The 26,251-nt window shown below is 64.9% G+C and carries 25 protein-coding genes and 1 pseudogene; 19 read left to right on the top strand and 7 right to left on the bottom strand.

What is annotated here, in order from left to right:
* Together ABB25_RS12020 and ABB25_RS12025 are read right to left on the bottom strand one after the other, a co-directional pair.
* On the bottom strand, positions 1–1,182 hold a 1,182-nt coding region (locus ABB25_RS12020), incomplete at its 3' end, for a 2,4-dienoyl-CoA reductase FMN-binding domain-containing protein (RefSeq protein ID WP_484600286.1).
* 495 nt (positions 1,183–1,677) lie between these two features.
* Complete coding sequence (locus ABB25_RS12025; RefSeq protein ID WP_057667151.1) at positions 1,678–2,700, bottom strand: zinc-binding alcohol dehydrogenase family protein; 1,023 nt, start codon at positions 2,698–2,700, stop codon at positions 1,678–1,680.
* A 303-nt stretch (positions 2,701–3,003) separates the two neighbouring features.
* On the opposite strand from ABB25_RS12025, the gene ABB25_RS12030 reads away from it, so the two are divergent.
* The 4 genes from ABB25_RS12030 to ABB25_RS12045 all read left to right on the top strand — a co-directional run bounded on the left by ABB25_RS12030 (position 3,004) and on the right by ABB25_RS12045 (position 6,069).
* Positions 3,004–4,107, top strand: a complete 1,104-nt coding sequence (locus ABB25_RS12030) for an OmpA family protein (protein WP_057667154.1) — start codon at positions 3,004–3,006, stop codon at positions 4,105–4,107.
* A gap of 181 nt (positions 4,108–4,288) precedes the next feature.
* Positions 4,289–4,780, top strand: a complete 492-nt coding sequence (locus ABB25_RS12035) for a hypothetical protein (RefSeq protein WP_057667156.1) — start codon at positions 4,289–4,291, stop codon at positions 4,778–4,780.
* Between the two features lie 28 nt (positions 4,781–4,808).
* A complete protein-coding gene (locus ABB25_RS12040; RefSeq protein WP_057667157.1) occupies positions 4,809–5,663 on the top strand; it encodes a pseudouridine synthase in 855 nt (284 codons plus the stop codon).
* An 88-nt stretch (positions 5,664–5,751) separates the two neighbouring features.
* Entirely contained in the window at positions 5,752–6,069 is a 318-nt protein-coding gene (locus ABB25_RS12045; RefSeq protein WP_057667159.1) for a hypothetical protein, read from the top strand.
* A gap of 419 nt (positions 6,070–6,488) precedes the next feature.
* On the opposite strand, the gene kbl is transcribed toward ABB25_RS12045, so the two are convergent.
* The gene (kbl, locus tag ABB25_RS12050; RefSeq protein WP_057667161.1) at positions 6,489–7,703 is read right to left on the bottom strand and encodes a glycine C-acetyltransferase; all 1,215 of its coding nucleotides are present in this window, start codon (positions 7,701–7,703) and stop codon (positions 6,489–6,491) included.
* Positions 7,704–7,933: 230 nt separating this feature from the next.
* Here kbl and ABB25_RS12055 point away from each other — a divergent pair, with 230 nt between their 5' ends.
* The 3 genes from ABB25_RS12055 (at position 7,934) to ABB25_RS14605 (ending at position 10,334) form a co-directional block, all read left to right on the top strand.
* Positions 7,934–8,620, top strand: coding sequence for a TorF family putative porin (locus tag ABB25_RS12055; RefSeq protein WP_057667163.1), 687 nt, complete (start codon positions 7,934–7,936; stop codon positions 8,618–8,620).
* Between the two features lie 287 nt (positions 8,621–8,907).
* Complete coding sequence (locus tag ABB25_RS14600) at positions 8,908–9,315, top strand: hypothetical protein (RefSeq protein ID WP_152981208.1); 408 nt, start codon at positions 8,908–8,910, stop codon at positions 9,313–9,315.
* A gap of 188 nt (positions 9,316–9,503) precedes the next feature.
* Positions 9,504–10,334, top strand: a complete 831-nt coding sequence (locus ABB25_RS14605; RefSeq protein ID WP_160319440.1) for a zinc metalloprotease — start codon at positions 9,504–9,506, stop codon at positions 10,332–10,334.
* Positions 10,335–10,470: 136 nt separating this feature from the next.
* On the opposite strand, the pseudogene ABB25_RS14610 reads toward ABB25_RS14605, so the two are convergent.
* Positions 10,471–10,644: pseudogene (locus tag ABB25_RS14610) on the bottom strand (L-threonine 3-dehydrogenase); the annotation flags it as partial.
* Positions 10,645–10,726: 82 nt separating this feature from the next.
* Here ABB25_RS14610 and ABB25_RS14615 point away from each other — a divergent pair.
* Positions 10,727–11,311 carry a hypothetical protein gene (locus ABB25_RS14615; protein WP_152981210.1) on the top strand — a complete coding sequence of 195 codons (585 nt, stop codon included), beginning with the start codon at positions 10,727–10,729 and terminating at the stop codon, positions 11,309–11,311.
* 34 nt (positions 11,312–11,345) lie between these two features.
* Positions 11,346–12,332 (top strand): hypothetical protein, encoded by a 987-nt coding sequence (locus tag ABB25_RS14620; RefSeq protein WP_152981211.1) that lies wholly within the window; start codon positions 11,346–11,348, stop codon positions 12,330–12,332.
* 140 nt (positions 12,333–12,472) lie between these two features.
* On the opposite strand, the gene tdh is transcribed toward ABB25_RS14620, so the two are convergent.
* A complete protein-coding gene (tdh, locus tag ABB25_RS12075) occupies positions 12,473–13,507 on the bottom strand; it encodes an L-threonine 3-dehydrogenase (RefSeq protein ID WP_057667172.1) in 1,035 nt (344 codons plus the stop codon).
* Between the two features lie 161 nt (positions 13,508–13,668).
* On the opposite strand from tdh, the gene ABB25_RS12080 reads away from it, so the two are divergent.
* The 10 genes from ABB25_RS12080 (at position 13,669) to ABB25_RS12125 (ending at position 23,814) form a co-directional block, all read left to right on the top strand.
* Positions 13,669–15,834 (top strand): S46 family peptidase, encoded by a 2,166-nt coding sequence (locus ABB25_RS12080; protein WP_057667173.1) that lies wholly within the window; start codon positions 13,669–13,671, stop codon positions 15,832–15,834.
* Positions 15,835–16,022: 188 nt separating this feature from the next.
* Entirely contained in the window at positions 16,023–16,667 is a 645-nt protein-coding gene (locus ABB25_RS12085; protein ID WP_057667174.1) for a histidine phosphatase family protein, read from the top strand.
* 106 nt (positions 16,668–16,773) lie between these two features.
* A complete protein-coding gene (locus ABB25_RS14785) occupies positions 16,774–17,013 on the top strand; it encodes a TonB family protein (protein ID WP_160319441.1) in 240 nt (79 codons plus the stop codon).
* Positions 17,014–17,151: 138 nt separating this feature from the next.
* Positions 17,152–18,423, top strand: a complete 1,272-nt coding sequence (gene folC / locus ABB25_RS12095) for a bifunctional tetrahydrofolate synthase/dihydrofolate synthase (RefSeq protein ID WP_057667178.1) — start codon at positions 17,152–17,154, stop codon at positions 18,421–18,423.
* A 61-nt stretch (positions 18,424–18,484) separates the two neighbouring features.
* Positions 18,485–19,483 (top strand): SPOR domain-containing protein, encoded by a 999-nt coding sequence (locus ABB25_RS12100; protein ID WP_057667179.1) that lies wholly within the window; start codon positions 18,485–18,487, stop codon positions 19,481–19,483.
* A gap of 66 nt (positions 19,484–19,549) precedes the next feature.
* Entirely contained in the window at positions 19,550–20,314 is a 765-nt protein-coding gene (locus tag ABB25_RS12105) for a CvpA family protein (protein WP_057667180.1), read from the top strand.
* Positions 20,315–20,359: 45 nt separating this feature from the next.
* Positions 20,360–21,826, top strand: coding sequence for an amidophosphoribosyltransferase (gene purF / locus ABB25_RS12110; RefSeq protein WP_057667181.1), 1,467 nt, complete (start codon positions 20,360–20,362; stop codon positions 21,824–21,826).
* 20 nt (positions 21,827–21,846) lie between these two features.
* Positions 21,847–22,674: a ferritin-like domain-containing protein gene (locus ABB25_RS12115; protein WP_057667244.1), complete on the top strand. Its 828-nt coding sequence runs from the start codon at positions 21,847–21,849 to the stop codon at positions 22,672–22,674.
* 99 nt (positions 22,675–22,773) lie between these two features.
* Positions 22,774–22,989: a DUF3565 domain-containing protein gene (locus ABB25_RS12120; protein ID WP_057667246.1), complete on the top strand. Its 216-nt coding sequence runs from the start codon at positions 22,774–22,776 to the stop codon at positions 22,987–22,989.
* Between the two features lie 405 nt (positions 22,990–23,394).
* A complete protein-coding gene (locus tag ABB25_RS12125; protein WP_152981212.1) occupies positions 23,395–23,814 on the top strand; it encodes a COG3650 family protein in 420 nt (139 codons plus the stop codon).
* 65 nt (positions 23,815–23,879) lie between these two features.
* Here the strand turns inward: ABB25_RS12125 and lpxH are convergent, their stop codons facing one another.
* Entirely contained in the window at positions 23,880–24,629 is a 750-nt protein-coding gene (gene lpxH, locus ABB25_RS12130; protein ID WP_057667183.1) for a UDP-2,3-diacylglucosamine diphosphatase, read from the bottom strand.
* 59 nt (positions 24,630–24,688) lie between these two features.
* A complete protein-coding gene (gene ppx, locus ABB25_RS12135; protein ID WP_057667185.1) occupies positions 24,689–26,215 on the bottom strand; it encodes an exopolyphosphatase in 1,527 nt (508 codons plus the stop codon).
* Between the last annotated feature and the right edge of the window lie 36 nt (positions 26,216–26,251).

A 26,251-nucleotide genomic window follows, 5' to 3' on the forward strand; every position in this document is an offset into this window, starting at 1 on the left:
GGCCAGCCCGGCCGGGCCGGCACCGACCACGGCAATCCGCTTCGGGGCGCTGGTCGGCAGGTAGTTCAATTCGGTTTCGTGGGCCGCGCGTGGGTTGACCAGGCAGCTGACGGCCTTGTTCTCGAACACGTGGTCCAGGCAGGCCTGGTTGCAGGCAATGCAGGTGTTGATCCGGTCCGCCCGGCCGGCGCGCGCCTTGTTGGGCCATTGCGGGTCAGCCAGCAACGGGCGGGCCAGCGAGACCAGGTCGGCCTGGTTGCTGGCCAGCACCTGTTCGGCCACGTCCGGCGTATTGAGCCGGTTGACCGCGATCACCGGGATGCCGACCAGCGGCCGCAGCTTGGCGGTGGCGCCGACAAAGGCCGCGCGCGGTACCGAAGTGGCGATGGTCGGCACGCGCGACTCGTGCCAGCCGATCCCGGTATTGATGAGCGTCGCCCCGGCCGCTTCCACGGCCCGGGCCTGGGCCACGATCTCCTCCCAGTTGTTGCCGCCTTCCACCAGGTCGGCCAGCGACAGCCGGTAGATGATGATGAAGTCCTCGCCGCAGGCCTGGCGTACCTGGCGTACGACCTCCACTGCAAAGCGCATCCGCCGGGCGGCATCGCCACCCCAGGCATCGTCGCGGCCATTGGTGCGCGCGGCGGTGAACTGGTTGATCAGGTAGCCTTCCGAGCCCATCACCTCGACCCCGTCATAACCGGCCTGGCGGGCCAGCCGGGCGGCGCGGGCGAAGGCCTTGATCTGGCGCTGGACACCGGCGGCAGTCAGCTCGCGCGGGGTGAACGGGTTGATCGGCGCCTTGCGCTTGCTCGGTGCCACCTGCAGCGGGTGGTAGCCATAGCGCCCGGCATGCAGCAGCTGCATGCAGATCTTCGCCCCGTGCGCGTGCACCGCTTCGGTGACCTGGCGGTGGCGGCCGACTTCCCAGGGCATGGACATCTTCGAGCCGAACGGGGTCAGCCAGCCGGCCACATTCGGGGCAAAGCCGCCGGTGATGATCAGGCCGACGCCGCCGGCGGCGCGTTCGGCGAAATACGCCGCCAGCTTCGGAAAATCACGCGCGCGGTCTTCCAGCCCGGTGTGCATGGAGCCCATCACGATACGGTTGCGCAGCTGGGTAAAGCCCAGGTCCAGCGGAGCAAACAGGTGGGGGTAGGCAGCAGCGGCAGTGGTGGTCATTGGCATGCGGATACGGATACGTATGGATTGGCGCAGGGTGCCTGCTTGGCTGGCCAAGGGCAAGGGATATGTCCGCTGGCAGCGGGCGCATCGGCCTCCAGGCAATGGCCGGGCTGCCGATCATGGCAGCTCCCTTTGCCTTGGCGGTGTCTTCTGTCCTGGAAACTGGCGCGGCCATCGGTGTTGCATCGGCCGGTCCGAGCATTGGCACTTGGCAGGGAAGGCGCGTGCGGTGACAGCTGTCGCACGCTGCTGATCATCTGCACGCCCGCGGCAGCGCGCCCCGGCAGCGATGCTGCTCCGTGCCCTGGCTGTCTGCCGGATGGCGGGGTGCACCTGCCGGAACGGATGCCTGCGGGCCTTGTCAACGCCGGCCGGTGGGAGTGGGGGCGGCAGTGTCCTGGGGCGTGATCGCTGGTCTGCCGGAGGTGAGCCACCATCCGGGCCTGGATGGTGGCCAAGGCCCGGCACGAGGCACCTGCCCCGGACGCCGGCTCAGTCCCAGCCGGCCAGGGTCAGTTTGCCGATCGTGGTGCCACTTTCCACCGCTGCGTGGGCCTGCTGCAGGTTGGCCAGATTGATCGTGCCCAGCGTGCGGGTATGCGGCGTCAGCAGGACCCCGGCATCGACCATGCTGGCGGCGCGCTTGAGGATGCGGTGTTGCTCGGCCATATCGGCGGTGGCAAAGCGCGAACGGGTGAACATGAATTCCCAGTGGATGGAGACGCTCTTGGCCTTGTAGGGGTCACCGATGCGCAAGGCGCCGGTTGGCTCGACGATCAGCCCGACATGCCCCTGCGGCGCGATCAACTGCCCGATTTGATCCCAGTAACCGTCCGTGTCGGCCAGGTTCAGCACCACCTCGACCTGTTCCACCCCCAGGGCGGCCAGCTGCGGGGCCAGTGGCTGGTGATGGTTGATGACCGCCTCGGCTCCCAGCTGCAGGCACCATTGCCGGGAGTCTGTACGCGAGGCGGTGGCAATCACCCGGAAGCCGGCATGCCGGGCCAGCTGGATGGCCATCGAGCCGACCCCACCGGCGCCGCCAATCACCAGCAGGTGCTTGCCGCGGGCACGGCTGCAATCCACCTGGAACGGCATCCGGCAAAACAGCAGCTCCCAGGCGGTCAGGGTGACCAGCGGCAGCGCGGCGGCCTGCGCAAAATCCAGGGTGGTCGGCATCGGCGCGACCAGGCGGCTGTCCACCAGCTGCAGCTGCGCGTTGCTGCCGGGCTGGGTGATGTCGCCAGCGTAGTAAACCCGGTCGCCGATCTCGAAATCCTCGGCCAGCGGGCCAACGGCCAGGACGGTGCCAGCGGCGTCAAAACCGAGAATGCGTGCTGGCGCATCGGCCGGATGGTTGCGGCGCAATTTGGTATCCACCGGGTTGACCGAGACCGCCTGCACCGCGATACACAGCTGATGGCCCTGCGGTGACGGTGGCGCCGGTGCGCTCTGTTCCAGCAACGAGGGCCCCGCGGCACCGTGCTGAGGGTGATGCACGACAATCGTTTTCATGTGCTGGGCCCTTCAATGCGATCGGACCTGAATGATGGCCCATCCGGCTGGGGACTTGCCAGACAAGCGTGCTCTGACGCTAAAATAGGGAGCGAGGTCATAAACCTGAACGCTCTATTTATTCAGCAGGCCCGGAAGGTGGCGTTGGCTGTACATGTTATGGTCGAGTTAACATCGCCTTCACATTTGCGCGCATAATCTGCGCGGCGATGGCAACACGGTAAGGCGGTTCAGTCTGACAGGAACCTCTGTGCTGGATATCGCCGTACCGGTTTCCAAACCCCGACACAAGGAGTTGTACCGATGAACAAGAAGCTTCTCGCAGCAGCACTGCTGGGTGGTCTGGCTGTTGCCCAGGCGGCCAGCGCACAGGATTTCGATGACCGTTGGTACCTGACCGGCGCCACCGGCTTTAACTTCCAGGACAGCGACCGTGGCACCGATGACGCTCCGTTCGTTTCGGTTGGCCTGGGCAAGTTCATCAGCCCGGTGTGGTCGCTGGACTTCGATCTGAACTATCAGAACCCGAACATGGACGCCAACCAGGACATGAACTGGTCGCAGTACGGCGCTTCGCTGGACCTGCGTCGTCACTTCGTGACCGAAGGCCGTGGCTGGAACCCGTACATGTTGATGGGTCTGGGCTACCAGAAGTCGGAAGAAGAGTTTGACGCTTCGCCGAGCCCGAATTCCCCGGGCCAGCGTGAAGACGGCAACTTTGCTGCCAAGGTTGGCGTTGGCATGCAGACCACCTTCGACAAGGCGGTTGCCGTGCGTGCCGAACTGGCTTACCGCGCTGACTTCGACGATCAGAGCTACAACTCCCCGAACGAAGACATGTTCGGCGACCTGCTGGCCTCGGTTGGCGTGGTGATCCCGCTGGGCCCGAAGGCTGTTGCCGCCCCGGCCCCGGCTCCGGCCCCGGCTCCGGTTGCTCCGAGCTGCGCCGACCTGGATGACGACGGTGACGGCGTCAACAACTGTGACGACAAGTGCCCGAACTCGCAGCCGGGCCAGACCATTGGTCCGGACGGTTGCCCGGTGCCGATCTCGATCGACCTGAAGGGTGTCAACTTCGACTACGACAAGTCGACCCTGCGTCCGGATGCGGTCTCGATCCTGGGCGAAGCGGCTGAAATCCTGAAGCGTTACCCGGATCTGCGCGTCGAAGTGGCTGGCCACACCGACTCCAAGGGTACCGATGCCTACAACCAGAAGCTGTCCGAGCGTCGTGCCACTGCCGTGTACGACTACCTGACCTCGCAGGGTGTGGCTGCTTCGCGTCTGACCGGCCCGATCGGCTACGGTGAGTCGCGTCCGATTGCTCCGAACACCAATGCCGATGGTTCGGACAACCCGGAAGGCCGTGCCAAGAACCGTCGTACCGAGCTGAACGTCCAGAACTGATCCTTCCCGGTCGGTTTACTGGAAAAGGCCCAGCGCAAGCTGGGCCTTTCTTGTTGCCGCAGGTCCACGAAGCCGTCGACTTGACCGATATGGGCAGGAGCAGGCCGGCAGCCGCAATGGCGGGCTTTGGCCGCCCGGCACCACTGTTACACTGCACCTTCCCTATCGCGAGCACTTGCCCATGCTGCGTCCTGACTGTCTTTTTGTGCTGGCTCTGGTCGGCATCAGTCCCTGGGCACAGGCCGCAGTGGATTGCTCGGCAGCGGTGGGCAGGCAGCCGCTGGTCTTGCCGGCAACAGTCAGTGCGCCTGTGGCTGCGGAGTTGTACCTGCGCAATGCCCAGCTGGGGATGCCTTCTGGTGGTCTGGCGGCGCCCTTTACTTTCGAACAGTCCGCCGAGCGGGTGTTGCAGCGCCTGCATATCGAGGGGTGCGACAGCACGGCCGCAGCCATGGTTGCACCCAGCGTCAGTGCGCTGGCTGCCGCAGCGGATCCGGCGGCCTATCGGCCGCAGACCGCGCATGACAACACCCCGTGGCGGTTTGACATGACCCAGGGCGGCAAGCAGATGACGGCAGAAGAATTTGATGCCTGGATGAAGGCCCGCGGGGTTCGCGTTGTGCGCCCGCGCGCTGAAGCGGCTCCGGCTGCTGTCGAGCCCTTGGTCAAGTAAGCCGCCGTTGGCGGTTGTGAATCGTTGTATGCCCAGACACCCGCCAAAACCCAGCAAGCCCACCAGCAGATCAAGCAGGCCAGGCCAGGCACCGGTGGGCCGGCCGGCTCGTGACCTGCGCCAGGCAAAGGCAGGCCTGGGAGATGCCGGCCCGCGCCATGGCGTGGCCCGGGTGCTGTCCAAGGCCGGTGTCTGCTCACGTACCGAGGCGGCGCGCTGGGTGCAGGCCGGACGGGTCAGTGTGGATGGCAGGAAAGTGCTGGACCCGGAGTTTCCGGTGCGCAGTGGGCACAGCAAGGTTCGCGTCGATGGCCAGCTGCTGGGGCAGCGCGAACACCTGTATCTGATGCTCAACAAGCCACGCGGCCTGGTTACCACCACGGTCGATGAGCGCGGGCGCGATACGGTGTATCGCTGCTTTGAGGCGGCCCAGCTGCCGTGGCTGGCCCCGGTGGGGCGTCTGGACAAGGCCAGTGAAGGCCTGCTGCTCTTCAGTAGTGATCCGGAATGGGCGGCATTGATCACCTCGCATGTCGGCGGGATACGCAAGACCTATCATGTACAGGTCGATGCCGTGCTCAGTGACAATCAGGTCGCCGCCATTGCCGCTGGCGCCGAGCATGAGGGGCAGTGGTTGTCAGCGCTTTCGGTGCGCCTGCTGCGCCAGGGCCAGCGCAGCAGTTGGCTGGAAGTGGTGCTGGAGGAGGGGCGCAACCGGCATATCCGGCGTCTGATGCAGGTACATGGGTTGGAAGTACAGCGCCTGCTGCGCACGGCCATTGGCGAGGTATCCCTGGGTGAACTGCCCAAAGGCCAGTGGCGTCTGCTTACTGCCCAGGAGATCAATGCCTTGCGCAGCCCCTGTCAGGTCACTATTGCGTGATTGCTATCGCGGATTCTCAAACAGCCGGCTGGCTTTTCCGGATGATCGGATTAGACTTGGTCACCTTCCGCTAACAAAGACCCATGTCATGTCCACGCTGATCCGTTCCCTGACCTGTTCTGCTGTGGTGGCATTGGCCCTGAGTGCGTGTGCAAGCGCCCCGGCCCCGGTTGCCCAGGCGCCGGTGGAGCCGAAGGTGGTCGAGGTGGCGGCGCAGCAGCCGACCGCCGAGCGCGATGTCCACGGTGCTTACCGCTTCAACATGTCCGAAGGCGGCAAGAAGATGAGCGCCGACGAATTTGATGCCTGGATGAAGGCCAATGGCATCCGTGTGGCCCGTGGCAATGCTGCGCCGGCAGCCGAGCCGGCCAAGGCCGAAGCCGCCGAGAGCAGTGCCATCCATTGATCTGGCCGACCTGAAAAAAGCGCCGCCCTGCGGCGCTTTTTTTGTGGCCGCGGCTCCGTCCAGCAGAGCCGGGGCAATGTTTCCCTGCTGCTGATCCACTGCCGCTGGACGCTGGTCTTGCTGCGCGGCTGGGTGGGGAAGGCGACAGTGGCTGGACGGTCGCGGCCGCTCACGCAGCGATGGGCCTGCCTGGCATTTGACCGTCGCTGGCTGTTTGGCTGGCGGTGGCATCGTCCGTACGGCGCCGCCGTCCGCTCCAGGTGCGGCAGGCAAACGCGAGGACCAGGCCCTTTCTGCGCTATGGGAACAGGGGGCGGCGCCACGGGCGCCGCGCAGCGGCGGGCGCTGGCTGGCACCCGGCAGCCGTGTTGTGGTCAGGGCAGGGCGGGGCACGTAGCCGCCGCCCTGCCGGTCAGCGGTCAGCCCTTGATCACTCCCAGTTCGATGCCGATCCGGGTGAACGCAGCGATGGCGCGGTCCAGGTGCTCACGGGTGTGCGCGGCGCTGATCTGGGTGCGGATGCGCGCCTGGCCCTTGGGCACGACCGGAAAGAAGAAGCCGATGGCATAGATGCCTTCCTCGAGCAGGCGCTCGGCAAACTTCTGTGCCAGCGGGGCGTCGTACAGCATCACCGGGCTGATCGGGTGCACGCCCGGCTTGATGTCAAAACCGGCGGCGGTCATCTGGCTGCGGAAGTAGGCGGTATTTTCCTTCAGCTGCTCGCGCAGGTCGCCGGCGGCATCGAGCATCTCGAAGGCCTTGATGCCGGCGGCCACCACGTGCGGCGGCAGCGAGTTGGAGAACAGGTACGGGCGCGAGCGCTGGCGCAGCATCTCGATCACTTCGGCGCGGCCGGTGGTGAAACCGCCCAGCGCGCCGCCCATCGCCTTGCCCAGGGTGCCGGTGATGATGTCGATCTTCTCCAGCACGCCCTTGACCTCGGCCGAGCCACGGCCGGTATCGCCGAGGAAGCCGGTGGCATGGCATTCGTCGATGTGCACCAAGGCGCCGTACTTTTCGGCCAGGGCGGTGATTTCATCAAGCGGGGCGATGAAGCCGTCCATCGAGAACACACCATCGGTGGTGATCAGGATGGTCTGTGCGCCGTCGGCCTTGGCCTGCTTGAGCTGGGCTTCCAGATCGGCCATGTCGCAGTTGGCATAGCGGTAGCGCCTGGCCTTGCACAGGCGCACGCCGTCGATGATCGAGGCATGGTTCAGGGCGTCGGAGATGATCGCATCGTTCTCGCCCAGCAGCGGTTCGAACAGGCCGCCGTTGGCGTCGAAGCAGGCCGCATACAGGATGGTGTCGTCCTTGCCGAAGAAGCCGGCAATCTGCGCCTCCAGCTGCTTGTGCAGGTCCTGGGTGCCGCAGATGAAGCGTACCGAGGCCATGCCGAAGCCGTGGCTGTCCAGTGCGTCCTTTGCGGCCTGGATCAGGTCCGGGTGGTCGGCCAGGCCCAGGTAGTTGTTGGCGCAGAAATTCAGCACCTGGCGGCCATCGTCCAGGGTGATTTCGGCCGACTGCGGGCTGGTGATGATGCGCTCGGACTTGAACAGGCCCTGTTCGCGGATGGCGTCGAGCTCCTGCGCATAACGGGCAGTGAGCGGTGCGGCGGTGCGAGCGTCGGTCATGGCGAAGAATCCGGCAGGAAAAGCCCAATTCTACCGCTGCCGGGCAATTACGGGTCTGGCTGCTGAACAGCGGGGACGGCGGACGGATGCCAAACCGGCCGCAAGCCGTTATTGTTGCGTCGCAAAAGCACCTGGGTTAAAAAACCGTAAAGCAGAAGCATCTGTGCTGTAGAGCGATCTGCCATGTGTTCCAAGTGCTGTACCCACCCACGTCCTGCTGGAGAGAACCCATGAACCATCGCATCACCGCCCTGGCCTGTGCCGTCCTGCTTGCTGCCCCGTTGTCGGCCCTGGCCGCCGATGAGTCGCCCTACAGCTGGGAAGTGGCTGCCGTATCGGACTACGTGTTCCGTGGCGCCTCGCAGACCGACGAGGACCCGACCGTGCAGGCCGGTTTCACCTACACCACCGCCCCGGGCATCTATGCCAATGTCTGGGCATCGGGTGTGGATTTCGGCACCGACAAGCCGGATTACGAAGTGGACGTGACCATCGGCTGGAACACCGACCTCACCGAGCAGGTCAACTTCGATGCCGCGCTGACCCGCTACCTGTACCCGGATGCCGGCAGCAACAACTACAACGAGCTGATCACCACCACCACCTTCGCTGACACCTACAGCGCCACCGTGGCCTACTCCAACGATGTCTGGAACACCGACACCGACGGCTGGTACGTCGCCGTGGGCGGCGAGTGGGAACTGCCGCAGGAGTTCAGCCTGAACGCCGGCCTGGGCTACAGCACCTTCGAAAAGGATGTGGCCGAGGATTACCTGGACTGGAGCCTGGGCGTGAGCCGCGCGTTTGGCCCGGCCACTGTCGGCCTGACCTACCACGGCACCAACAGCCGCGGCGAGTACAACTTCGGCGAGACCGCCGATGACCGCGTCGTGCTGAGCGTTTCCTTCGGTAACTGAGTCAGCGCTCCGCTGCATGAAAAAGGCGCCGCAAGGCGCCTTTTTCATGTGCTCGAGTTATCACTACGGGGCAGGGCTCTTGATCGGAGCGTCCCGTTAGGGGTAATTACAATGGCTCCAAGCGCGCGATCAAGGATCGGAAGGTGCCCTACACATCGTTGGTTCTACGCTGCACTGTCCTGGCCGTTGTAGTGATATTGGTGGGATGTGGCGTTGCACCGCCGCAAAGTGTCAGGCGCGCGGGTGTCGACAATCATCCCAATGGTGCTGTTGGTAGGAGCAATATCGTGAGCGAAGGATTCAAGCGGGGCATTCAGGAGTTCACCAAGACGTCGTTGGGTGATCTCGCCTTTGTGCAGCGTATTTTAGGTACGACGTTGAGCGAAGGGAGCCAAGTGCAGGGGTCACTGGTGAGGAAGTCGGATCAGGGAACTTTTGAAGGTTATCCAGTTCGCGATATAGAGCTGAGGAGTGGTTTGGGTGGTGAGGGGCCTCACGTGCTGCTGTTCACGATTACTCCACCAGGCGTGCCGTTCGCAACCAAGCAATGGCCTGAGGCCATGCCAAGTCCTCCAGATCCTGGGGCCAACGACTCCAAGGGTTATTGGAAGGTCCCGGGAGATGGAGTGAGTGTTGTGTTTGGGATGAATGCAGAAGAAAGCCACATCGTTCAGGTTGCTATCAATAACCGTTGAGTGCTTTCCGTGTCGATGATTGAAGGGCCAAGGGCTAACTGGAGGACATCTGAATGGAAACTTCGCCCCCACCTGGACGAGCGGCCCCGAGCACAATTTCTTCATCCCTTCCTTCAACGCCATTGGAAGATCCCGCACTTGCGCCGCTTCTGGCTCAGTCAGCAACATTGCGGTCAGGAGTGGCTTTGGTGCGTGCGGACCGCTTCAGTGTGCAGTGGGGGAGGGCTGGCGGTGGAACATACTATGATGAGATCAATGATCGGATCATAATCGACAGAAACTCCATGGGGGACGGCAAAAAGCTGGCAAAGTCCTTGTCTCATGAAATAGGCCACCACAAGTTTCAGGGGGCTGAGGATTACAGTTCGCGTGCTGCTTATGTGCATCGGCAGCTTCGTAATGAAGGTGCGGCGACGCTGGAGAATGCGCTTGTGCGCGCGGAAATTCTTGCAGCGGGTGGGCCTGATATCGGTGTATCTGGAAGAAACTCCGCGGCATACGAGTGGATAGCAGGAGAGTATTCGGCAGGGCGTATCGATCGTGATTCTGCGTTGAATCAGATTGCTGGGGTATTCGGGGCTGAGGTGCCGTCTACCGATCCCACGAAGAACTATCTTGATTATTATGGCGATCATTACGATCGCAAAATCGTTCCCTGGCTGAAAAGTATCGGAAAAGTTCCTGAGCCTTTTTCTGAGGGGCAGATTCACCTCGGGCATGGTTACCCAGCGGCTGGGATGTACGCGTCTTTGCGTGAGAAATTTTCTCCTGAAATTTCTGACGCCGCGGTGCTTGATGTTGCGGTGAAAGCGCGGGAGGTGGGGATCAAGCCGGGAGATGCCGAGTTGCATCTGCAGGGAGACAGGGTCTGGGTTTTTTCGAGCCAGACCCCTGGCTTCAGATTTCAGGCAGACCTCGCAGTGTCTCCGCCTTCGGTACGGGAGTCTCTTGAGCGCAGCACGCAGCTGGATGCTCAGCAAGTTGTGCAGCAGCAAGCGCTGTCTGGTGTTTCGCGGTGAGTTGCTGCTTTAGGTTTGCCTTCCGGCGTTACTCTGAATTGGAAAAGCGTGGTTGAAATTTACGTCACCACTCCAGCTAAAAACAAAGGCGCCTGAAGGCGCCTTTGTTTTGCATCAATGGACGATTCTTTTCGAGTCAGTTCCAGCTCAGCACGACCTTGCCGGCCTTGCCGGCTTCCATCAGGTCGAAACCTTCCTGGAAGCGGTCGATAGGCAGCTGGTGGGTCATCACCTTGCCCAGCGGGAAGCCGGACAGTACCAGCTGGGTCATCTTGTACCAGGTCTCGTACATCTTGCGGCCGTAGATTCCGTATGGAGATCGTTGGAGTACGCAGTCCGCATTCACGATGCGCGCGCTCTTTTCGTGTAGGTTTGCATGAAAGATATTCCCGATGAAGAGTCAGCCGATGCGCTTTACTTCGTTGCCGTTACCTTTATGTGGTGCTGTGTGCGTCGCTTCGTTGGTTGCTTGCTCCGGCTCTATCCCAGAGGCGCTGAGGCATGAAGTTGCTCAGCGCGGTGATGTCGCCGAAGATCATTCAATAGATGCAATGAGCAGGAGTGACGCAGTGAATAACGAGTTCAGGGAGGCGCTTGAGTCGCTTAGCAAGATTCGATTTGGTGACTTGAGCGGAGTTCAAACGGCACTGGCGACAACCTTTAGCGATGCTGAAAATGTTCACGGCTTGATAGTCAGGAAATCCGACAGGGGTGTGCTTGGCCGCACTGGCTTGCGGAATATCGAGTTGCGAGCCGGTGCTGAAAATAGCGGCGCGCATGTTCTTCTCTTTTCGTTGGAAGCACCTGGCGCACCGTTTCGTGGAAGCGAATGGTCAGAAGCAATGCCCCACCCGCCGGATCCTGATGCGAGAGGTTCTAAAGGATATTGGACTATGCAGATGAATGGTCGGAATGTCGTCCTGGGCTTGGACGAGGGCGAAACACATATCGTTCAAATTTCCATTAGCGATCGCTGACGGGTTTGGGCGGAAGCTGGCAGGGAGAGCCTGTGTGAGCACTTTTCATTCGGATGAAAATCCTTCTCCGGGAGGCAGCGCAAGCGCTGCATCTGCTCGGTCGACCGCCCGGGCTGCAACTCCGCTAGATGACCCGGCGGTTGCACCGCTATTGGCACAATCTGCAACTCTTCGAGCAGGTCTGGCTGTGTTGAATGCCGATGGCTATGCGGTGGAATGGGGTGCTGCGGGAAAGGGGGCTTATTACGATGCCCGTAATAGAAGGATAGTTGTTGATTCAAACGCTATGGGGGATGGTGGGCGGGTTGTTCGTTCTCTTTCTCATGAGCTGGGTCATCACAAGTTCAAAGAGCCTCAGGAATATAGCTCTCGCTCCGCTTACGTCCATCGGCAGTTTCGTAATGAAGGTGCGGCGACGTTGGAAAATTCGCTCGTTCGCGCTGAAATTCTTGCGGCGGGCGGACCTGATATAGGCGTGTCTGGCAGAAATTCTGCGGCTTACGAGCGGATAACTGGAGAATATTTGGCAGGTCGTATCGATCGCGATTCCGCCTTGAATAGGATTGTTGGTGTCTTCGGGGCGGAGGTGCCGTCTACCGATCCTACGAAGAACTATCTTGATTATTACGGCGATCATTACGATGCCAAGATCGTTCCTTGGCTCAAAAGTATTGGGAAAATCCCGGAGCCTATTTCTGATGTTCAGTCCGATCTGGATCGAGGGCATCCCGCGGCTGGGATGTATGCATCCTTGCGTCGGCAATTTGCAGCTGAAGTGTCTGACGCCACAGTGCTTGCTGTGGCGGTGAAGGCGCAGGAGTCAGGAATCAAGGCCGGAGATGCGGAGTTACGGATGCAGGGAGATAGGGTCTGGGTCTTTTCCAGCCAAACCCCGGGCTTCCGATTACAGGCCGATTTCACAGTGCCTCCGTCTTCCGTGCAGGAGTCCCTGGAGCGCAGCGCGCAGTTGGATGGTCAGCAAGTTGCACAGCAACAGATGCTGTCTGGTATTTCGCGTTGAGGTCAATCGCATTTGCAGGTCCAACATCCGGCGCGTCTCTGAAATGACGATATGCAGGCTGGGTTCGGGCCATCATTCCCCCTAACGACAAAGGCGCCTTGCGGCGCCTTTGTTCTGTACTGCTGGATGATTCGATTCGATCAATTCCAGCTCAGCACGACCTTGCCGGCCTTGCCGGCTTCCATCAGGTCGAAACCTTCCTGGAAGCGGTCGATAGGCAGCTGGTGGGTCATCACCTTGCCCAGCGGGAAGCCGGACAGTACCAGCTGGGTCATCTTGTACCAGGTCTCGTACATCTTGCGGCCGTAGATGCCCTGCACGGTCAGGCCCTTGAAGATGATCTTGTCCCAGTCACAGCCGGCGCCCTTGGGCATGATGCCGAGCATGGCGATCTTGCCGCCGTGGTACATGCAGTCGAGCATGTCGTTGAAGGCGTGCGGGTTGCCGCTCATTTCCAGGCCGACGTCGAAGCCTTCCATGTGCAGCTCGGCCATCACGTCCTTGAGCGAGGTGTTGGCGACGTTGACCACGCGGGTGGCGCCCATGTCGGCGGCCAGCTTCAGGCGGAAGTCGTTGACGTCGGTGACCACCACGTTGCGCGCACCGATGTGCTTGCAGATGCCGGCGGCGATGATGCCGATCGGGCCGGCGCCGGTGATCAGCACGTCCTCGCCGATCACGTTGAATTCCAGCGCGCAGTGGGCGGCATTGCCGTAGGGGTCGAAGAAGGCGGCCAGCTCGGACGGGATCTGGTCCGGGATCGGCCACAGGTTGGTGGCCGGCATCACCATGTATTCGGCAAACGCGCCATTGACGTTGACGCCGATGCCCACCGTGTTCGGGCACAGGTGCTGGCGGCCGCCGCGGCAGTTGCGGCAGTGGCCGCAGACGATGTGGCCTTCGGCCGAGACGCGCTGGCCGATTTCATAGCCGGTCACTGCCGAGCCGAGGGCGGCGATGCGGCCGACGAACTCGTGGCCGATGGTCAGGCCCGGCTTGATCGTGCGCTGGCTCCACTCGTCCCACAGGTAGATGTGCAGGTCGGTACCGCAGATGGCGGTCTTTTCCAGTTTGACCAGTACCTCGTTCGGGCCCGGGGTCGGGACCGGAACCTCTTCCAGCCAGATGCCCTTGGCTGCTTCGCGCTTGACCAGCGCTTTCATCATCTGTGCCATCGACGGCATACCACTTAAGGGAATGGGAGGGGGTCGATTATAAGCTTTCAGCTGCAACCAACGTGTTGCAGGACGGCATGGCCGGGCCAACGCATGACACTGCGCCAAGCCCGCGCGCACGGCTACAATCGGGCACTTTCCTGATTTCCCGGAGCCGCCTGATGCGTGCCAACCTGCTTGCCCTTTCTGTTCTTGCCGGCCTTGGCCTGGCCCCGCTGGCCACTGCTGCCGAAGGCATGTGGGTGCCACAGCAACTGCCGGAAATTGCCGGCCCGTTGAAGGCCGCGGGCCTGCAGCTGTCGGCCGAGCAGATTTCCGACCTGACCGGCAACCCGATGGGTGCGGTGGTCTCGCTGGGTGGCTGCACCGCCAGCTTTGTTTCCCCGCAGGGCCTGGTGGCAACCAACCACCACTGCGCCTATGGCGCCATCCAGCTCAATTCCACTGCCGGGAACAACCTGATCCGCGACGGCTTCTATGCCGACCGCCGGGAGCAGGAGCTCAGCGCCGGCCCGAATGCGCGCATTTATGTGCTCGACAAGATCACCGATGTCACCGCACAGGCCAAGGCGGCGATCGAGGCGGCAGGCAAGAATGGCCTGGCCCGCATGCAGGCACTGGAAACCTTTGAAAAGGAACAGATTGCCGCCTGCGAAACCGATCCCGGTTTCAACTGCCGCCTGTACAGCTTCTCCGGTGGCAACACCTACCGCCTGTTCAAGAACCTGGAAATCCGCGATGTGCGTCTGGCCTATGCGCCTCCGGGCAGCGTCGGCAAGTTCGGTGGCGACATCGACAACTGGATGTGGCCGCGCCACACCGGCGATTTCGCCTTCTACCGCGCCTATGTCGGCAAGGACGGCAAGCCGGCCGCCTACAGCCAGGACAACGTGCCCTACCAGCCAAAGCACCACCTGCAGTTCGCCGACCAGCCGCTGGGCGCCGGTGATTTCGTGATGGTGGCCGGCTACCCGGGCCGCACCAACCGCTATGCGCTGGCCAGCGAATTCATCGACACCGCCGAGCACGCCTATCCGCTGACCATCAAGCACGTGGGCGAAGTGATCGCGCTGGTGGAAAAGGCCGGTGAGCAGAACCCGGACATCCAGGTCAAGTACGCCAACTCGATGGCCTCCTGGAACAACGTCACCAAGAACTACGCCGGCCAGCTGGAAGGCTTCGTGCGGATCAATGCCGCTGCCACCAAGCAGGCCGAAGAAGCCGCCGTACTGGCCTGGCTCAAGGGCCAGGGGCGTACCGGCAAGGCCGCGCTGGACGCGCACGCGCAGCTGGTCGGCCATGGCCGCAGCGTCAGCAGCACCCGTGAGCGTGATTTCTTCGTCGGCCAGTTCAACAACACCCCGCTGGTTGCCTCGGCCATCACCCTGTACCGCCTGGCCATCGAAAAGGCCAAGCCCGATGCCGAACGTGAGCCGGGTTACCAGCAGCGCAACCTGGCCACCATCGAAGGCGGCCTGCGCCAGATGGACCGCCGCTACCACCCGGCGATGGATCAGCAGATCCAGGCCTATTGGCTGAACCAGTACGCCGCGCTGCCGGCCGAGCAGCGCAACAACCCGGTGCTGCAGCAGTGGCTGGGTGGCAATGATGCGGCAGCAGTCAATGCGCTGGTGGCCCGTCTGGGTGGCTCGCAGCTGGGCAGCCTGGAAGAACGCCTGAAGTGGTTTGCCGCCGACAAGGCCGCCTTCGAGGCCAGCACCGACCCGGCCATCCAGTACGCGGTGGCGGTGATGCCGTCGCTGCTGGAGCAGGAAAATGCGCGCAAGACCCGTGCCGGCGAGGCGCTGACCGCGCGTGCCACCTACCTGCAGGCGGTGGCCGATTACAAGGCCAGCCAGGGCCAGTTCGTGTATCCGGACGCCAACTCCTCGCTGCGCATCACTTTCGGCAACGTGATGGGCTATGCGCCGCGTGACGGCGTGGCCTATACCCCGTTCACCACGCTGGAAGGGGTGGTGGCCAAGGAAACCGGCGTTGATCCGTTCGATTCGCCCAAGGCCCTGCTCGATGCGGTGGCGGCCAAGCGCTACGGCGGCCTGGAAGATGCCCGCATCGGTTCGGTGCCGGTCAACTACCTGTCCAACCTGGACATCACCGGGGGCAACTCCGGCTCGCCGGTGCTCGATGCCCATGGCAAGCTGGTCGGCCTGGCCTTTGATGGCAACTGGGAGTCGGTCAGCTCCAACTGGGTGTTCGATGAAGCCATGACCCGGATGATTTCCGTGGACAGCCGCTACATGCAGTGGATCATGCAGGAAGTCTATCCGGCACCGGCCCTGCTCAAGGAGCTGAACCTGGTCAAGTAAGCCTGGCCTGCGCTGCAAGACAATCAACGGCCGGCAGGTAACATCCTGCCGGCCGTTGTTGTGTGGGGGCTTGATGACGGTTACCTACGACACGGTTGCGTAGCGGCGAGGTGGCGAGCGGGTATGATGCCGGCACCGCGCGGCGTTGCCGTCGCGGTGTTTTCACTCCCCACTGGAACTTACGCTGCATGCGCATCCTGCTTGCCCGCCATGGCGAAACGCCGTGGAACGCCGAAGGCCGCTACCAAGGCCAGATCGACATCCCGCTGTCTCCCGTTGGCCAGGCCCAGGCCGCGGCGCTGGGCGCCCGCCTGGCCGATCTGCCGATTACCCGTGCGGTGGCTTCGCCGCTGCTGCGCGCGCAGGCCACCGCCAAGGCGGCACTCGGCCCGGCGCGTGAAGCCATGCTGCTCACCGATGCCGACCTGCAGGAAATTGCCCACGGCGAGTGGGAGGGCCTGTTGGCCAGTGAAATCCACGAAAAGGACCCCTCACGGCTGAAAGCCTGGCGTGAGGAGCCGGACACGGTACTGATGCCCGGCGGTGAATCCCTGCGTCAGGTGCTGGAGCGTTCCTGGCGGGGATTGGCCAAGGCGACCGAGGGCCTGGGCCAGGACGATACCCTGCTGGTTGTCGCCCATGACGCGGTCAACCGGGTGATCCTGTGCAAGGTGCTGGGCCTGCCGCTGAGCAAGCTGTGGACCTTCCGCCAGGCGCCGACCACGCTGAACCTGCTTGAAGGGCCGGATGTGGAGCAGCTGGAGCTGGTACGGCTCAACGACTGCGCCCACCACACCCCGTTCTTCGGCGAAGCCAGGCACCGCGCGCTGTAACCAGCCCCGGTGCTGCCGCTACGGCGCGGATGCAGTGGCGGATCTGCCGCCCGGTCACCGGCCCTGCGCAGGCGTTTTGATGCGTGGCGGGTGGCAGGTAGCGCTGTTGTCCGCTGCTGTGCTGGCCGGTTCCAACGCCGTGGCGCAGGCAGCGGACCATCCGTTGCGTCCGCTGGTCTACCCGCCGGCGCTGCGGGCGAAGAACATCGGTGGCCAGGTCATCCTGCGCGTCCAGCGTGATGCGCAGGGTCGCCTCCGGGATGTCCAGGTCGAGCGCAGCTCCGGCCATCCGGAACAGGACCAACAGCACCCGCGCGTTGCCGGGCAGCCAGGCCGGCTGCCCTGACGGCCTGCGTGGACAGGGAGGGGCTGCCTGAACGGCGTGGCGAAGCCAGCGGGCGGGCCCTGTAGAATGGCGCCCCCCGACGCCTGCATGCGTCACGCCCGGACCCGAGGGCGCTACCTGTCAGTGAGGCACTGTTGCATGTCCCAGCCCGTTCCGACCACGCTCGCCGCCTGGCTCCAGTTCATCGAACAGCAACACCCGGCCAGCATCGCACTGGGCCTGGAGCGTGTACGCGAGGTGGCCGCCCGCCTGCAGCTGGACAAGCCGGGCAAGCGGGTGATCGTGGTGGCCGGCACCAATGGCAAGGGCTCCACGGTGGCGTTCATTGAAGCCATTGCCCATGCGGCCGGCTGGAAGGTCGGTGCCTATACCTCGCCGCACCTGGAGCGTTACAGCGAGCGCGTCCGCATTGCCGGGGTGGAAGTGGAGGATGCGGCGCTGGTGGAGGCGTTCGCTGCCATCGAGGCTGCGCGCGGTGACACTGCGCTGACCTATTTTGAATACGGCACGCTGGCGGCACTGTGGCTGTTCCAGCGCGCCGGGCTGGACCTGACCGTGCTGGAAGTGGGCATGGGCGGGCGGCTGGATGCGGTGAACATCGTCGATGCCGATGTGGCGGTCATCACCAGCGTAGATGTCGACCACCAGGCCTTCCTCGGCGATGACCGCGAGAGCATCGGGGCGGAAAAGGCCGGGGTGATCCGTGGCTGGAAGCCGGTGGTCTGCGGCGAGATCGACCCGCCATCCAGCGTGCTGCGGCGGGCCTACCAGCTCGGCGCCAATGCCTTGCGTTTTGGCAGCGACTTCTTTGCCGAGGTGATCGACGATCGCCGTTGGCGCTGGCGCGATGTCGGCCTGCGGATGGAGCTGCCGATGCCGGCGCTGGTCGGGCCGATGCAGCTGGCCAATGCCGCCAGTGCGATTGCCGCGCTGCGTGCGCTGGACCGGCGGGTGCCCCGCACGGCGTGGGCGCAAGGCATTGCCGCGGCACGCAACCCGGGGCGGATGGAGGTGTTTGCGCACAAAGGCATCGATGTGCTGCTGGATGTCGGCCACAACCCGCATGCGGCCAGGGCGGTCGCACGCACCCTGGCCAGCCGTCCGTGCACCGGCAAGACCCATGTGCTGCTGGCGATGCTGGCCGACAAGGATGCCGCGCAGGTGGCCGGCGTGCTGCAGGAGCATGCCACCAGCTGGTGGCTGGCGGGGCTGGCCGGCGAACGCGGCCGCAGCGCGCAGGAGCTGGCCGCGGCACTGGCCGGGCAGGGCATTGAAGGCCGCACTTATCCCGATGTGGCCGCAGCCCTGGCCGCGGTGCTGGAACAGGCCATGCCCGGTGACCGGGTGCTGGTCACCGGCTCGTTCCTGACCGTCGCCGCTGCCCGTCGTTGCCTGCTGCCTGCCGGCTGAGCCAACCCGGCGGCGGCCTGCGCCTATAATCGACCCTTCTTCACGCTCGAGCCGGATCCACGTGGACAACTCCCTCAAGCAACGCCTGATTGGTGCCGCCGTGCTGGTGGCGTTGGCGGTCATTTTCCTGCCGATGCTGATCAAGGGGCCAACAACCGATACCGGGGCTGAGGATATTTCCCTGCGTGCGCCCGATGCCCCCGGCGATGGCCGGATGCAGACCCGCGAACTGCCACTGGTGGTGCCGGCGGCACGCAGCGGTGAGTCGGTCAGCGGGATGCCGGCAGCCATTGTCGGCGGCGAACCGGCCGCACCGGCGGCGGTTACGCCGGCGCATGCCGCTGCTGGCGACTTTGCGGTCAATTACGGTGCCTATGCCAATGCCGATGATGCGCAGACCGTGATCGCCAGCCTGGCCAAGGCCGGCTTCAGTGCCTTCAGTGAGCCGACCACGATCAACCAGCAGCCGGCCTGGCGGGTGCGTATCGGCCCGTTTGCCGACCGTGCGGCGGCTGAATCGGCGCGCCTGCGTGCCGCGGCCCTGCGTGCCGATGTCAGCCCGCAGGTGGTGGTGCTCGATGGCCAGGGTGGTGAGCAGCAGGCGGCGGTGGCCGCCGCGCCTTCGCCGGCGCCAGCCGTTGCCCCGGCCGCAGCCGCCACCACCCAGGCCGCCGTGCCCGCCGCCCCTCCGTCCACACCGCCGCGGCCCAGCGTCCCGGCGGCCAATGCGCCGGCGACGACCCCGGCGCCCAAGCCGGCTGCCACGGTGGCCAAGCCGCAACCCGCACCGGCCCCGTCGACGCCCCGGGCGCCGGCCGCCAGTGCCGTGGGCTGGGTGGTGCAGCTGGGGGCGTTCTCCAATGCCGCCGAGGCCGAAGCACTGCGCGAGCGGATGCACGCTGCTGGTTTCAGCGCGTTTGTCGAGCAGGTGCCGACCGATCGGGGCAGCCTGAGCCGGGTGCGGGTCGGGCCGGTGGCCAGCCGCGAGGCGGCCGAGCAGTTGAAGGCACAGCTGGCTGCGCGCACCGGCAGCAGCGGCATGGTGCGTCAGCACCCTTGATGATGCCCATCCGAGTCCTGGCGCAGGGGGCGCCTGCTCATACCCCTCGCCATGGAGGCAGGAAGCATGTTTGACCTGGTCTTGCTTGCAATCATTGGCATCTCGGCCCTGCTGGGCTTGATGCGCGGCTTTGTCGGCATCGTCGTGGGTGCCGCCAGCTGGTTGTTGTCCGGCTGGGCCGCCTTCCAGTTCGGTGGTGCCGCTGGCCGCTGGCTGGCCGAAGGACAGGCAGTGCGGGTCAGCCACATGCTGGGCGGCTATATCCTGGTGTTCGTCTGCGTGATGCTGGTGGTCTTCATGGCCGGCTGGGCCGCGCGCAGTGCGATGGAGTCGATGCGCCTGAGCGGCACCGACCGTGCGCTGGGCTTCGGCCTGGGAGCCTTGCGTGGGCTGTTCTTCGCCGCGGTGCTGGTGGTGATGGCCAGTTTCACCCCGCTGCCGCGTGAGCCGGTATGGCAGCAATCGGCGGTATTGCCGTTCATCAGCCCGGTAGCCAGCTGGATGCGCTCCCAGCTGCCGGACCTGAGCGTGCCGGAAATGCCGGCCTTGCCCGGTCTGGAGGCACTTCCCGGTCTGAATGGGGTGGATTTGTCCGACCTGGGCCAGTTGGGCGTGGGCAAGGGCGCTGCGACAGGCGATAATGCCGCACTCAATGACAGCAAATTGGGCAGTGGGATGGAGCAGATGGTGCGTCAGGCGCTGGGCGGCAGGCCAGCGGCGGCTGCAGCTCCGCCCAAGCAGGACCCGGCGCGGGTGCTGCCCACCAATATCGACCCGGCGCAGGTGCGCCCATCGCCAGACCCGGCACGGGTCGACGCCCACGGCCATTGATGGCCTTTTCCCCCGTTACGGTTTTTCCGCGGAGAACGCGCAAGCATGTGTGGCATTGTCGGAATTGTTGGCACCTCGAACGTCGCCGGTCAGTTGTATGACGGCCTGACTGTCCTGCAGCACCGGGGCCAGGACGCGGCCGGTATCGCCACCGCAAACGGAACCCGGCTGCGCGTGCACAAGGGCAACGGGCTGGTACGCGATGTGTTTGATGAAGCGCGCATGTCGATGCTGCGCGGCCATGTCGGCATCGCCCATGTGCGCTATCCCACTGCCGGTTCGGCGGGCATGGACGAGGCGCAACCGTTCTATGTCAACTCGCCCTACGGCATCGCGCTGGCCCACAACGGCAACCTGATCAACACCGAAGCGCTGCGCCAGCAGGTGTTCGAGGCCGACCGCCGCAACATCAATACCGATTCGGACAGCGAAGTGCTGCTGAACGTGTTTGCCTACGAGCTCGACGCCCAGCGCATGCTGACCCCGGAAGCGGCCATCCGGGCCGTGGCCGGCGTGCACCGCCGCTGCAAGGGCGGCTATGCGGTGGTCTCGCTGGTGCTGGGCCTGGGCCTGGTGGCCTTCCGTGACCCGCATGGCATCCGCCCGCTGGTGCTGGGCAAGCGCGAAACCGAGGCCGGTGAGGAGTACATCGTGGCCTCCGAATCGGTGGCGCTGGACGTACTGGGCTTTGCCCGCGTGCGCGATCTGGCCCCGGGCGAAGCGATGGTGATCACCAACGACGGCCAGCTGCACAGCGAGGTCTGCGCCACCGCGACCAAGATGTCGCCGTGCATCTTCGAGTATGTCTACTTCGCCCGTCCCGATTCGATGATCGACAACGTCTCGGTACACAAGGCGCGCATGCGCATGGGCACCAAGCTGGGCGAGAAGATCCTGCGCCTGAAGCCCGACCACGACATCGACACCATCATCCCGATCCCGGACACCTCGCGCGATGTGGCCCTGGAGATGTCCAACGTGCTGGGCGTGAAGTACCGCGAGGGCTTCGTCAAGAACCGTTACGTCGGCCGCACCTTCATCATGCCCGGCCAGGGCGAGCGGGTGAAATCGGTGCGCCGTAAGCTCAACCCGATCCATCTGGAGTTCCGCAACCGCGTGGTGCTGCTGGTGGATGACTCGATCGTGCGTGGCACCACCAGCCAGCAGATCGTGCAGATGGCCCGCGATGCCGGCGCGCGCAAGGTCTACCTGGCCAGTGCCGCACCGCCGGTGCGCCATCCCAACGTCTACGGCATCGACATGCCGGCGGCCGAGGAGCTGGTGGCCCATGGCCGCAGCGTGGAAGAGATTGAACAGCACCTGGGCTGCGACTGGCTGATCTACCAGGACCTGGAAGACCTGGAAGCGGCCGTGCGCGAAGGCAACCCGGCGCTGACCCAGTTCGATTCGTCCTGCTTCAACGGCGAGTACGTCACCGGGATCGAGCCGGGCTACTTCCAGCGCATCCAGCAGCTGCGCAACGACGGCGCCAAGCAGAAGCGCGAAGGCTGAGGGCGGTTGGCGCAGTGAACGTGCAGTGGGACCAACTGGCCGGCGGCGATCTGTACCTTGCCGCGCAGGCCTGCCTGGCCGAGCCTGACCCGGTCAGCAAGGCGGCGATGACCCGGCATTTTGCTGCCGCCTTCCGCGATGGCCGGCTCAAGGCCCCGGCCGAAGCTGCGCCGCCGGCGCCGATCTGCATGCCCGGCCGGCCAGCCCGACTGGAGCTGGTGCACCCCAGCAGGCTGCCGCGCCGCGGCCTGGGCTCGGCCAGCGGACGGGCGGCCTTCATCCACGCCATTGCCCATATCGAACTCAATGCGATCGACCTGGCCTGGGATGCGGTCTACCGCTTTCGTGGCCTGCCGGCCAGCTTCCAGGCGGACTGGGTGAGCTGCGCCGATGACGAGGCGCGCCATTTCGGCCTGCTGCGTGCGCGGCTGCTCGCCCACGGCCACGACTATGCCGATTTCCCGGCCCACAACGGGCTGTGGGAGATGTGCGAGAAAACCGCCCACGATGGCCTGGCGCGGATGGCGCTGGTGCCACGGGTGCTGGAGGCACGCGGGCTGGATGTCACCCCGGCGATGATCGACAAGCTGCGCGCGCTCGGCGATGGCGAAACGGCCGATGTGCTGGAGATCATCCTGCGCGAGGAAGTGGCGCATGTGGCCGCCGGTACCCGCTGGTACCACTGGTACTGCCGCCAGGCCGGGGTGGAGCCGCGCAACCGCTTCCGCGAGCTGTTGGGCGAGTACGCCGGCGGTTACCTGCACGGGCCGTTCAATGACGAGGCGCGCCTGCTGGCCGGTTTCGATGCCGATGAGCTGTTGCTGCTGGTCGAACCGTCTGCCGGCTGACGGACCGCGCTGCCTGCCGGCCATGTCCAGCCTGCCGCAGCGCCGGCGATGCCCGCTTGCGCGTACGCTGGGTGATGAGGATCAGTGCAGGGCAGGGTGATGCAGCAACCGATTGTCGGTTTTCATCTGGACGCCGCCCAGGACTGGGTGGCCGAGCTGGCATGCGGCCATGACCAGCATGTGCGGCATGCCCCACCGTGGATCGAGCGGCCCTGGACACAGACGCCGGCCGGTCGGCAGTGGGCGCTGGGGCAGTGTCTGGAGTGCCGCAAGTGCGACCGGCAGTGCCCGCCGGATCGTGCGCGCAGCACTTGACCTGCCGCGCCCGGGCAGTGTCCTGCGACGATGGCGCGGCGGGTCGCCAGGCTTTCAATACAGCGCGGGCGAGGCAGCAATCCACTGCAGGCCAGATCAGCGCCCCCGCCTGGTGCCGCCGATTGCACGCACGCCGCTGCCCGCTGCCGCCGCCCCATGCGCCGCAGGAATGGCGCCTGTCGCTGGCAGCTGCCGCGGCAACCGTGGCAGCGCGCACGCAGGGCCTGTTGTCGGCCACGCTGCCGGCGGTTGCGCCGCTCTGCCGCGGTGATCTGCGGGCAGGCCGCTGGCCAGCAGCTGCCGTCTTGCTGGGGATGCGTGTGCTTGCTCGGGGCCAGTGGCGTGCTGCCTGGCGGCGCGGTTCATGGCATGGTGGGCACTGGTTACCCCCTGGAGATGCTTCCGATGTGGCAACGCGTACTGATGTCAGTGATGGTGATCGGCTTGGCCGCCTGTGCCGAGCCCACGCCAGCCACTGCCCCTGCCGCTGCACCCGGTGATGCCGCCAGCACTGGCGCAGGCAACGCACTGGCCTTGCCGACGCAGTTCATCGCCTTCGGCAACGAGCCGTTCTGGAGTGTGCGCGTGGATGGGCAGGCCCTGCACTGGAGCTCCCCGGACAACCTGGACGGCGTTGATTTCGTGGCCCGGGTCGAGGCGATGGACAACGGCCGGCGCTATGCCGGTGAACTGGAGGGGGCCGCGGTGACCTTGAGCATCAGTGCCGGTCCCTGCTCCGATGGCATGTCCGATGCGTTGCATCCGTGGACGGCCCGTTGGCAGCATCAAGAGCGGCTGTTGCAGGGCTGTGCGCGGCCGCTGTAAGAGGCGCGGCCGTTTGCACGCTGCAGGCCCCGCGGTCTGCGGGCCTGCCTGCCGCTGCCGTGGGCTCAGCGCTGCGGCTGCAGCTGGATCAGCGCCATGCCATCGGCATCCACTGCCAGCACCGAACCGTGTTGATGCCAGTCACCCAGCACCACGCGGGTGCACAGACGGCCATTGACCAGGTGCTGGTGGATGGCCGGGCGATGGGTATGGCCGTGGATCATGCGCTGGCAGCCAAAGCGGGCGAAGGTGTCGGCGATCGCCTCGGGCGTGGCATCGGTGATGGTCTCGAACGCGCTCTGGTTGCTGTCCTTCATTGCCGCCTGGCTGGCGGCACTGGCCTGGCGGGCTTTCTGGGCAAAGGCAAGGCGCTGGGCCGGGCTTTGCGCCAGGAAGCCGGCGATGAAAGCCGGATCACGCGCCTGGGCGCGGAAGGCCAGGTAAGCGGTGTCATCGGTACACAGCAGGTCGCCGTGCTGGATGATCGTCGCGGTGCCATACAGGTCAATCACGGCGGGGTCCGGCAGCAGGCGGATGCCGGCACGTGTGGCGTAGTCGGCACCGAGCAGGAAGTCGCGGTTGCCGTGGATGAAATACACCGTCACCCCGGCATCGTTCAGCGCCTTCAGTGCCTGCGCGAGCGCATCGGCAGGGGGCTGGATGGCGTCATCACCGATCCATGCCTCAAACACGTCGCCCAGCAGGTAGATGGCATCGGCCTGGAGTGCCGGGCCACGCAGGAATGCCAGGGCCAGTGCGGTGATTTCCGGGCGGCTGGGGTCCAGATGCAGGTCGGATAGAAAAAACGTACTCATGGGGGGCTATTGTACCGGCAGGCTGCGGCGGCGGCCGGCGTGCCCGGCCGGTGGTGGTATCAGTCCAGCCCGGGGTGGAAACGGAACCCCAGGCTGGCACTGGCCTGGGTCTCGCCCAGCAGGTCGGCCTGCAGCAGCGGGCGGGTACTCAGGTAGCCCGGGTCCAGCTGCAAGGTGATGCTGTCCTCATCGACCAGCAACTCCAGCTGGCTGATCGGGTCGGCTTCATGCGAGCGGTGCAGCAGCACGGCAAGGCGCAACAGCATGCTGAGCCGGCGCGCGGTGACCAACAGGCGGTCAGGCAGGGCTTCAAAGGCATGCCTGCTGACATTGCGGCGATGGCTGCGCACCAGCGCGGCCAGCATCTGCTGCTCCTGGCGGGAGAAGCCGGCGATGTCGGAGTGCTCGAGCAGGTAGGCGCCGTGGGTGTGGTAGCCGTTGTGCGAGATCACCAGGCCGATTTCGTGCAGGCGCGCGGCCCAGCGCAGCATCTGGGCATCATCGGCCTCCAGCTGCCATGGTCCGGCCACCTGGTCAAACAGGCGCAGGACGGTTTCCTCCACCCGCGCCGCCTGCACGGTGTCGATCCCATAGCGCTGGCACAAGGCCGCCACCGAGGCATCGCGCATGTCGTTGTCGCCATGCCGGCCGAGCAGGTCATACAGGATGCCTTCGCGCATCGCCGCCTTGCTGACACTGAGCTTTTCCAGTGCCAGCGCGCGGAACGCCGCCTCCAGCACCAGCACGCCGCCGGCAATGATCGGCCGGCGGTCATCGGACAGGCCGGGCAGGTCGATCTGGTCGATATGGCGGGCCTGCAGCAAGGCGTCGCGTAGCTGCGGCAGGGCCTGGGCGGTGATCGCGCCCTTGGACAGCTTCATCTTCTGGCAGATTTCGCTGATCGCCTTGTGTGTGCCCGACGAACCCACCGCCTCATCCCAGCCCAGTGCGCGGTAGCGGCTGGAAATGGACTGGAACTCGGCGCCGATGGTGTTCAGGGCGTCACGCCAGCGCTTGCGGCTGAGCTTGCCATCGGGGAAAAAACGCCGGGTCGAGGCGATGCAGCCGGCCTGCAGGCTTTCACGCTCGATCGGCAGGAAGCTGCTGCCGATGATGAATTCGGTCGAGCCGCCACCGATATCGATCACCAGCCGGCGCTGCCCCGGCTTGGGCGGTTGGGCATGGGCAACCCCCAGGTAGATCAGGCGCGCTTCCTCACGCCCGGAAACCACTTCCACCGGATGGCCCAGCGCGGCCTCGGCGGCAACCAGGAAGGCGCGCGGGTCGCGCAGCTTGCGCACCGTATTGGTGGCCAGTGCCCGTACCCGGACGTCGGGCAGGTCACGGATGCGCTGGCCAAAGCGTGCCAGGCACGCCAGTGCCCGCTGCTGCGCCTGCTCGGACAAGCCGCCCTTGGCATCCAGACCGTCGGCCATGCGCACGGTTTCGCGCAGCCGGTCGACAACGCGCAACTGCCCGAGCAGGTAGCGCGCAATGATCATGTGGTAGCTGTTGGAGCCAAGATCGATGGCCGCCAGCAGGTCGCCCTCCTGGATCGGTTCTGGGGTCTGGAAAGTATTGGGCATGGCGCAATGGTAGCCGAAGGCCTCGGCAGGGCGTGA

Origin of the sequence: Stenotrophomonas koreensis (assembly GCF_001431525.1) — a bacterium.
GTDB lineage: Bacteria > Pseudomonadota > Gammaproteobacteria > Xanthomonadales > Xanthomonadaceae > Stenotrophomonas > Stenotrophomonas koreensis.

Excerpts from the sequence above, each read along its gene's own strand:
- ABB25_RS12025 (WP_057667151.1), bottom strand. The coding sequence starts at position 2,700 with ATGAAAACGATTGTCGTGCATCACCCTCAGCACGGTGCCGCGGGGCCC.
- ABB25_RS12030 (WP_057667154.1), top strand. The coding sequence starts at position 3,004 with ATGAACAAGAAGCTTCTCGCAGCAGCACTGCTGGGTGGTCTGGCTGTT.
- ABB25_RS12035 (WP_057667156.1), top strand. The coding sequence starts at position 4,289 with ATGCTGCGTCCTGACTGTCTTTTTGTGCTGGCTCTGGTCGGCATCAGT.
- ABB25_RS12040 (WP_057667157.1), top strand. The coding sequence starts at position 4,809 with ATGCCCAGACACCCGCCAAAACCCAGCAAGCCCACCAGCAGATCAAGC.
- ABB25_RS12045 (WP_057667159.1), top strand. The coding sequence starts at position 5,752 with ATGTCCACGCTGATCCGTTCCCTGACCTGTTCTGCTGTGGTGGCATTG.
- kbl (WP_057667161.1), bottom strand. The coding sequence starts at position 7,703 with ATGACCGACGCTCGCACCGCCGCACCGCTCACTGCCCGTTATGCGCAG.
- ABB25_RS12055 (WP_057667163.1), top strand. The coding sequence starts at position 7,934 with ATGAACCATCGCATCACCGCCCTGGCCTGTGCCGTCCTGCTTGCTGCC.
- ABB25_RS14615 (WP_152981210.1), top strand. The coding sequence starts at position 10,727 with ATGAAGAGTCAGCCGATGCGCTTTACTTCGTTGCCGTTACCTTTATGT.
- tdh (WP_057667172.1), bottom strand. The coding sequence starts at position 13,507 with ATGGCACAGATGATGAAAGCGCTGGTCAAGCGCGAAGCAGCCAAGGGC.
- ABB25_RS12080 (WP_057667173.1), top strand. The coding sequence starts at position 13,669 with ATGCGTGCCAACCTGCTTGCCCTTTCTGTTCTTGCCGGCCTTGGCCTG.
- ABB25_RS12085 (WP_057667174.1), top strand. The coding sequence starts at position 16,023 with ATGCGCATCCTGCTTGCCCGCCATGGCGAAACGCCGTGGAACGCCGAA.
- folC (WP_057667178.1), top strand. The coding sequence starts at position 17,152 with ATGTCCCAGCCCGTTCCGACCACGCTCGCCGCCTGGCTCCAGTTCATC.
- ABB25_RS12105 (WP_057667180.1), top strand. The coding sequence starts at position 19,550 with ATGTTTGACCTGGTCTTGCTTGCAATCATTGGCATCTCGGCCCTGCTG.
- purF (WP_057667181.1), top strand. The coding sequence starts at position 20,360 with ATGTGTGGCATTGTCGGAATTGTTGGCACCTCGAACGTCGCCGGTCAG.
- ABB25_RS12120 (WP_057667246.1), top strand. The coding sequence starts at position 22,774 with ATGCAGCAACCGATTGTCGGTTTTCATCTGGACGCCGCCCAGGACTGG.
- ABB25_RS12125 (WP_152981212.1), top strand. The coding sequence starts at position 23,395 with ATGTGGCAACGCGTACTGATGTCAGTGATGGTGATCGGCTTGGCCGCC.
- lpxH (WP_057667183.1), bottom strand. The coding sequence starts at position 24,629 with ATGAGTACGTTTTTTCTATCCGACCTGCATCTGGACCCCAGCCGCCCG.
- ppx (WP_057667185.1), bottom strand. The coding sequence starts at position 26,215 with ATGCCCAATACTTTCCAGACCCCAGAACCGATCCAGGAGGGCGACCTG.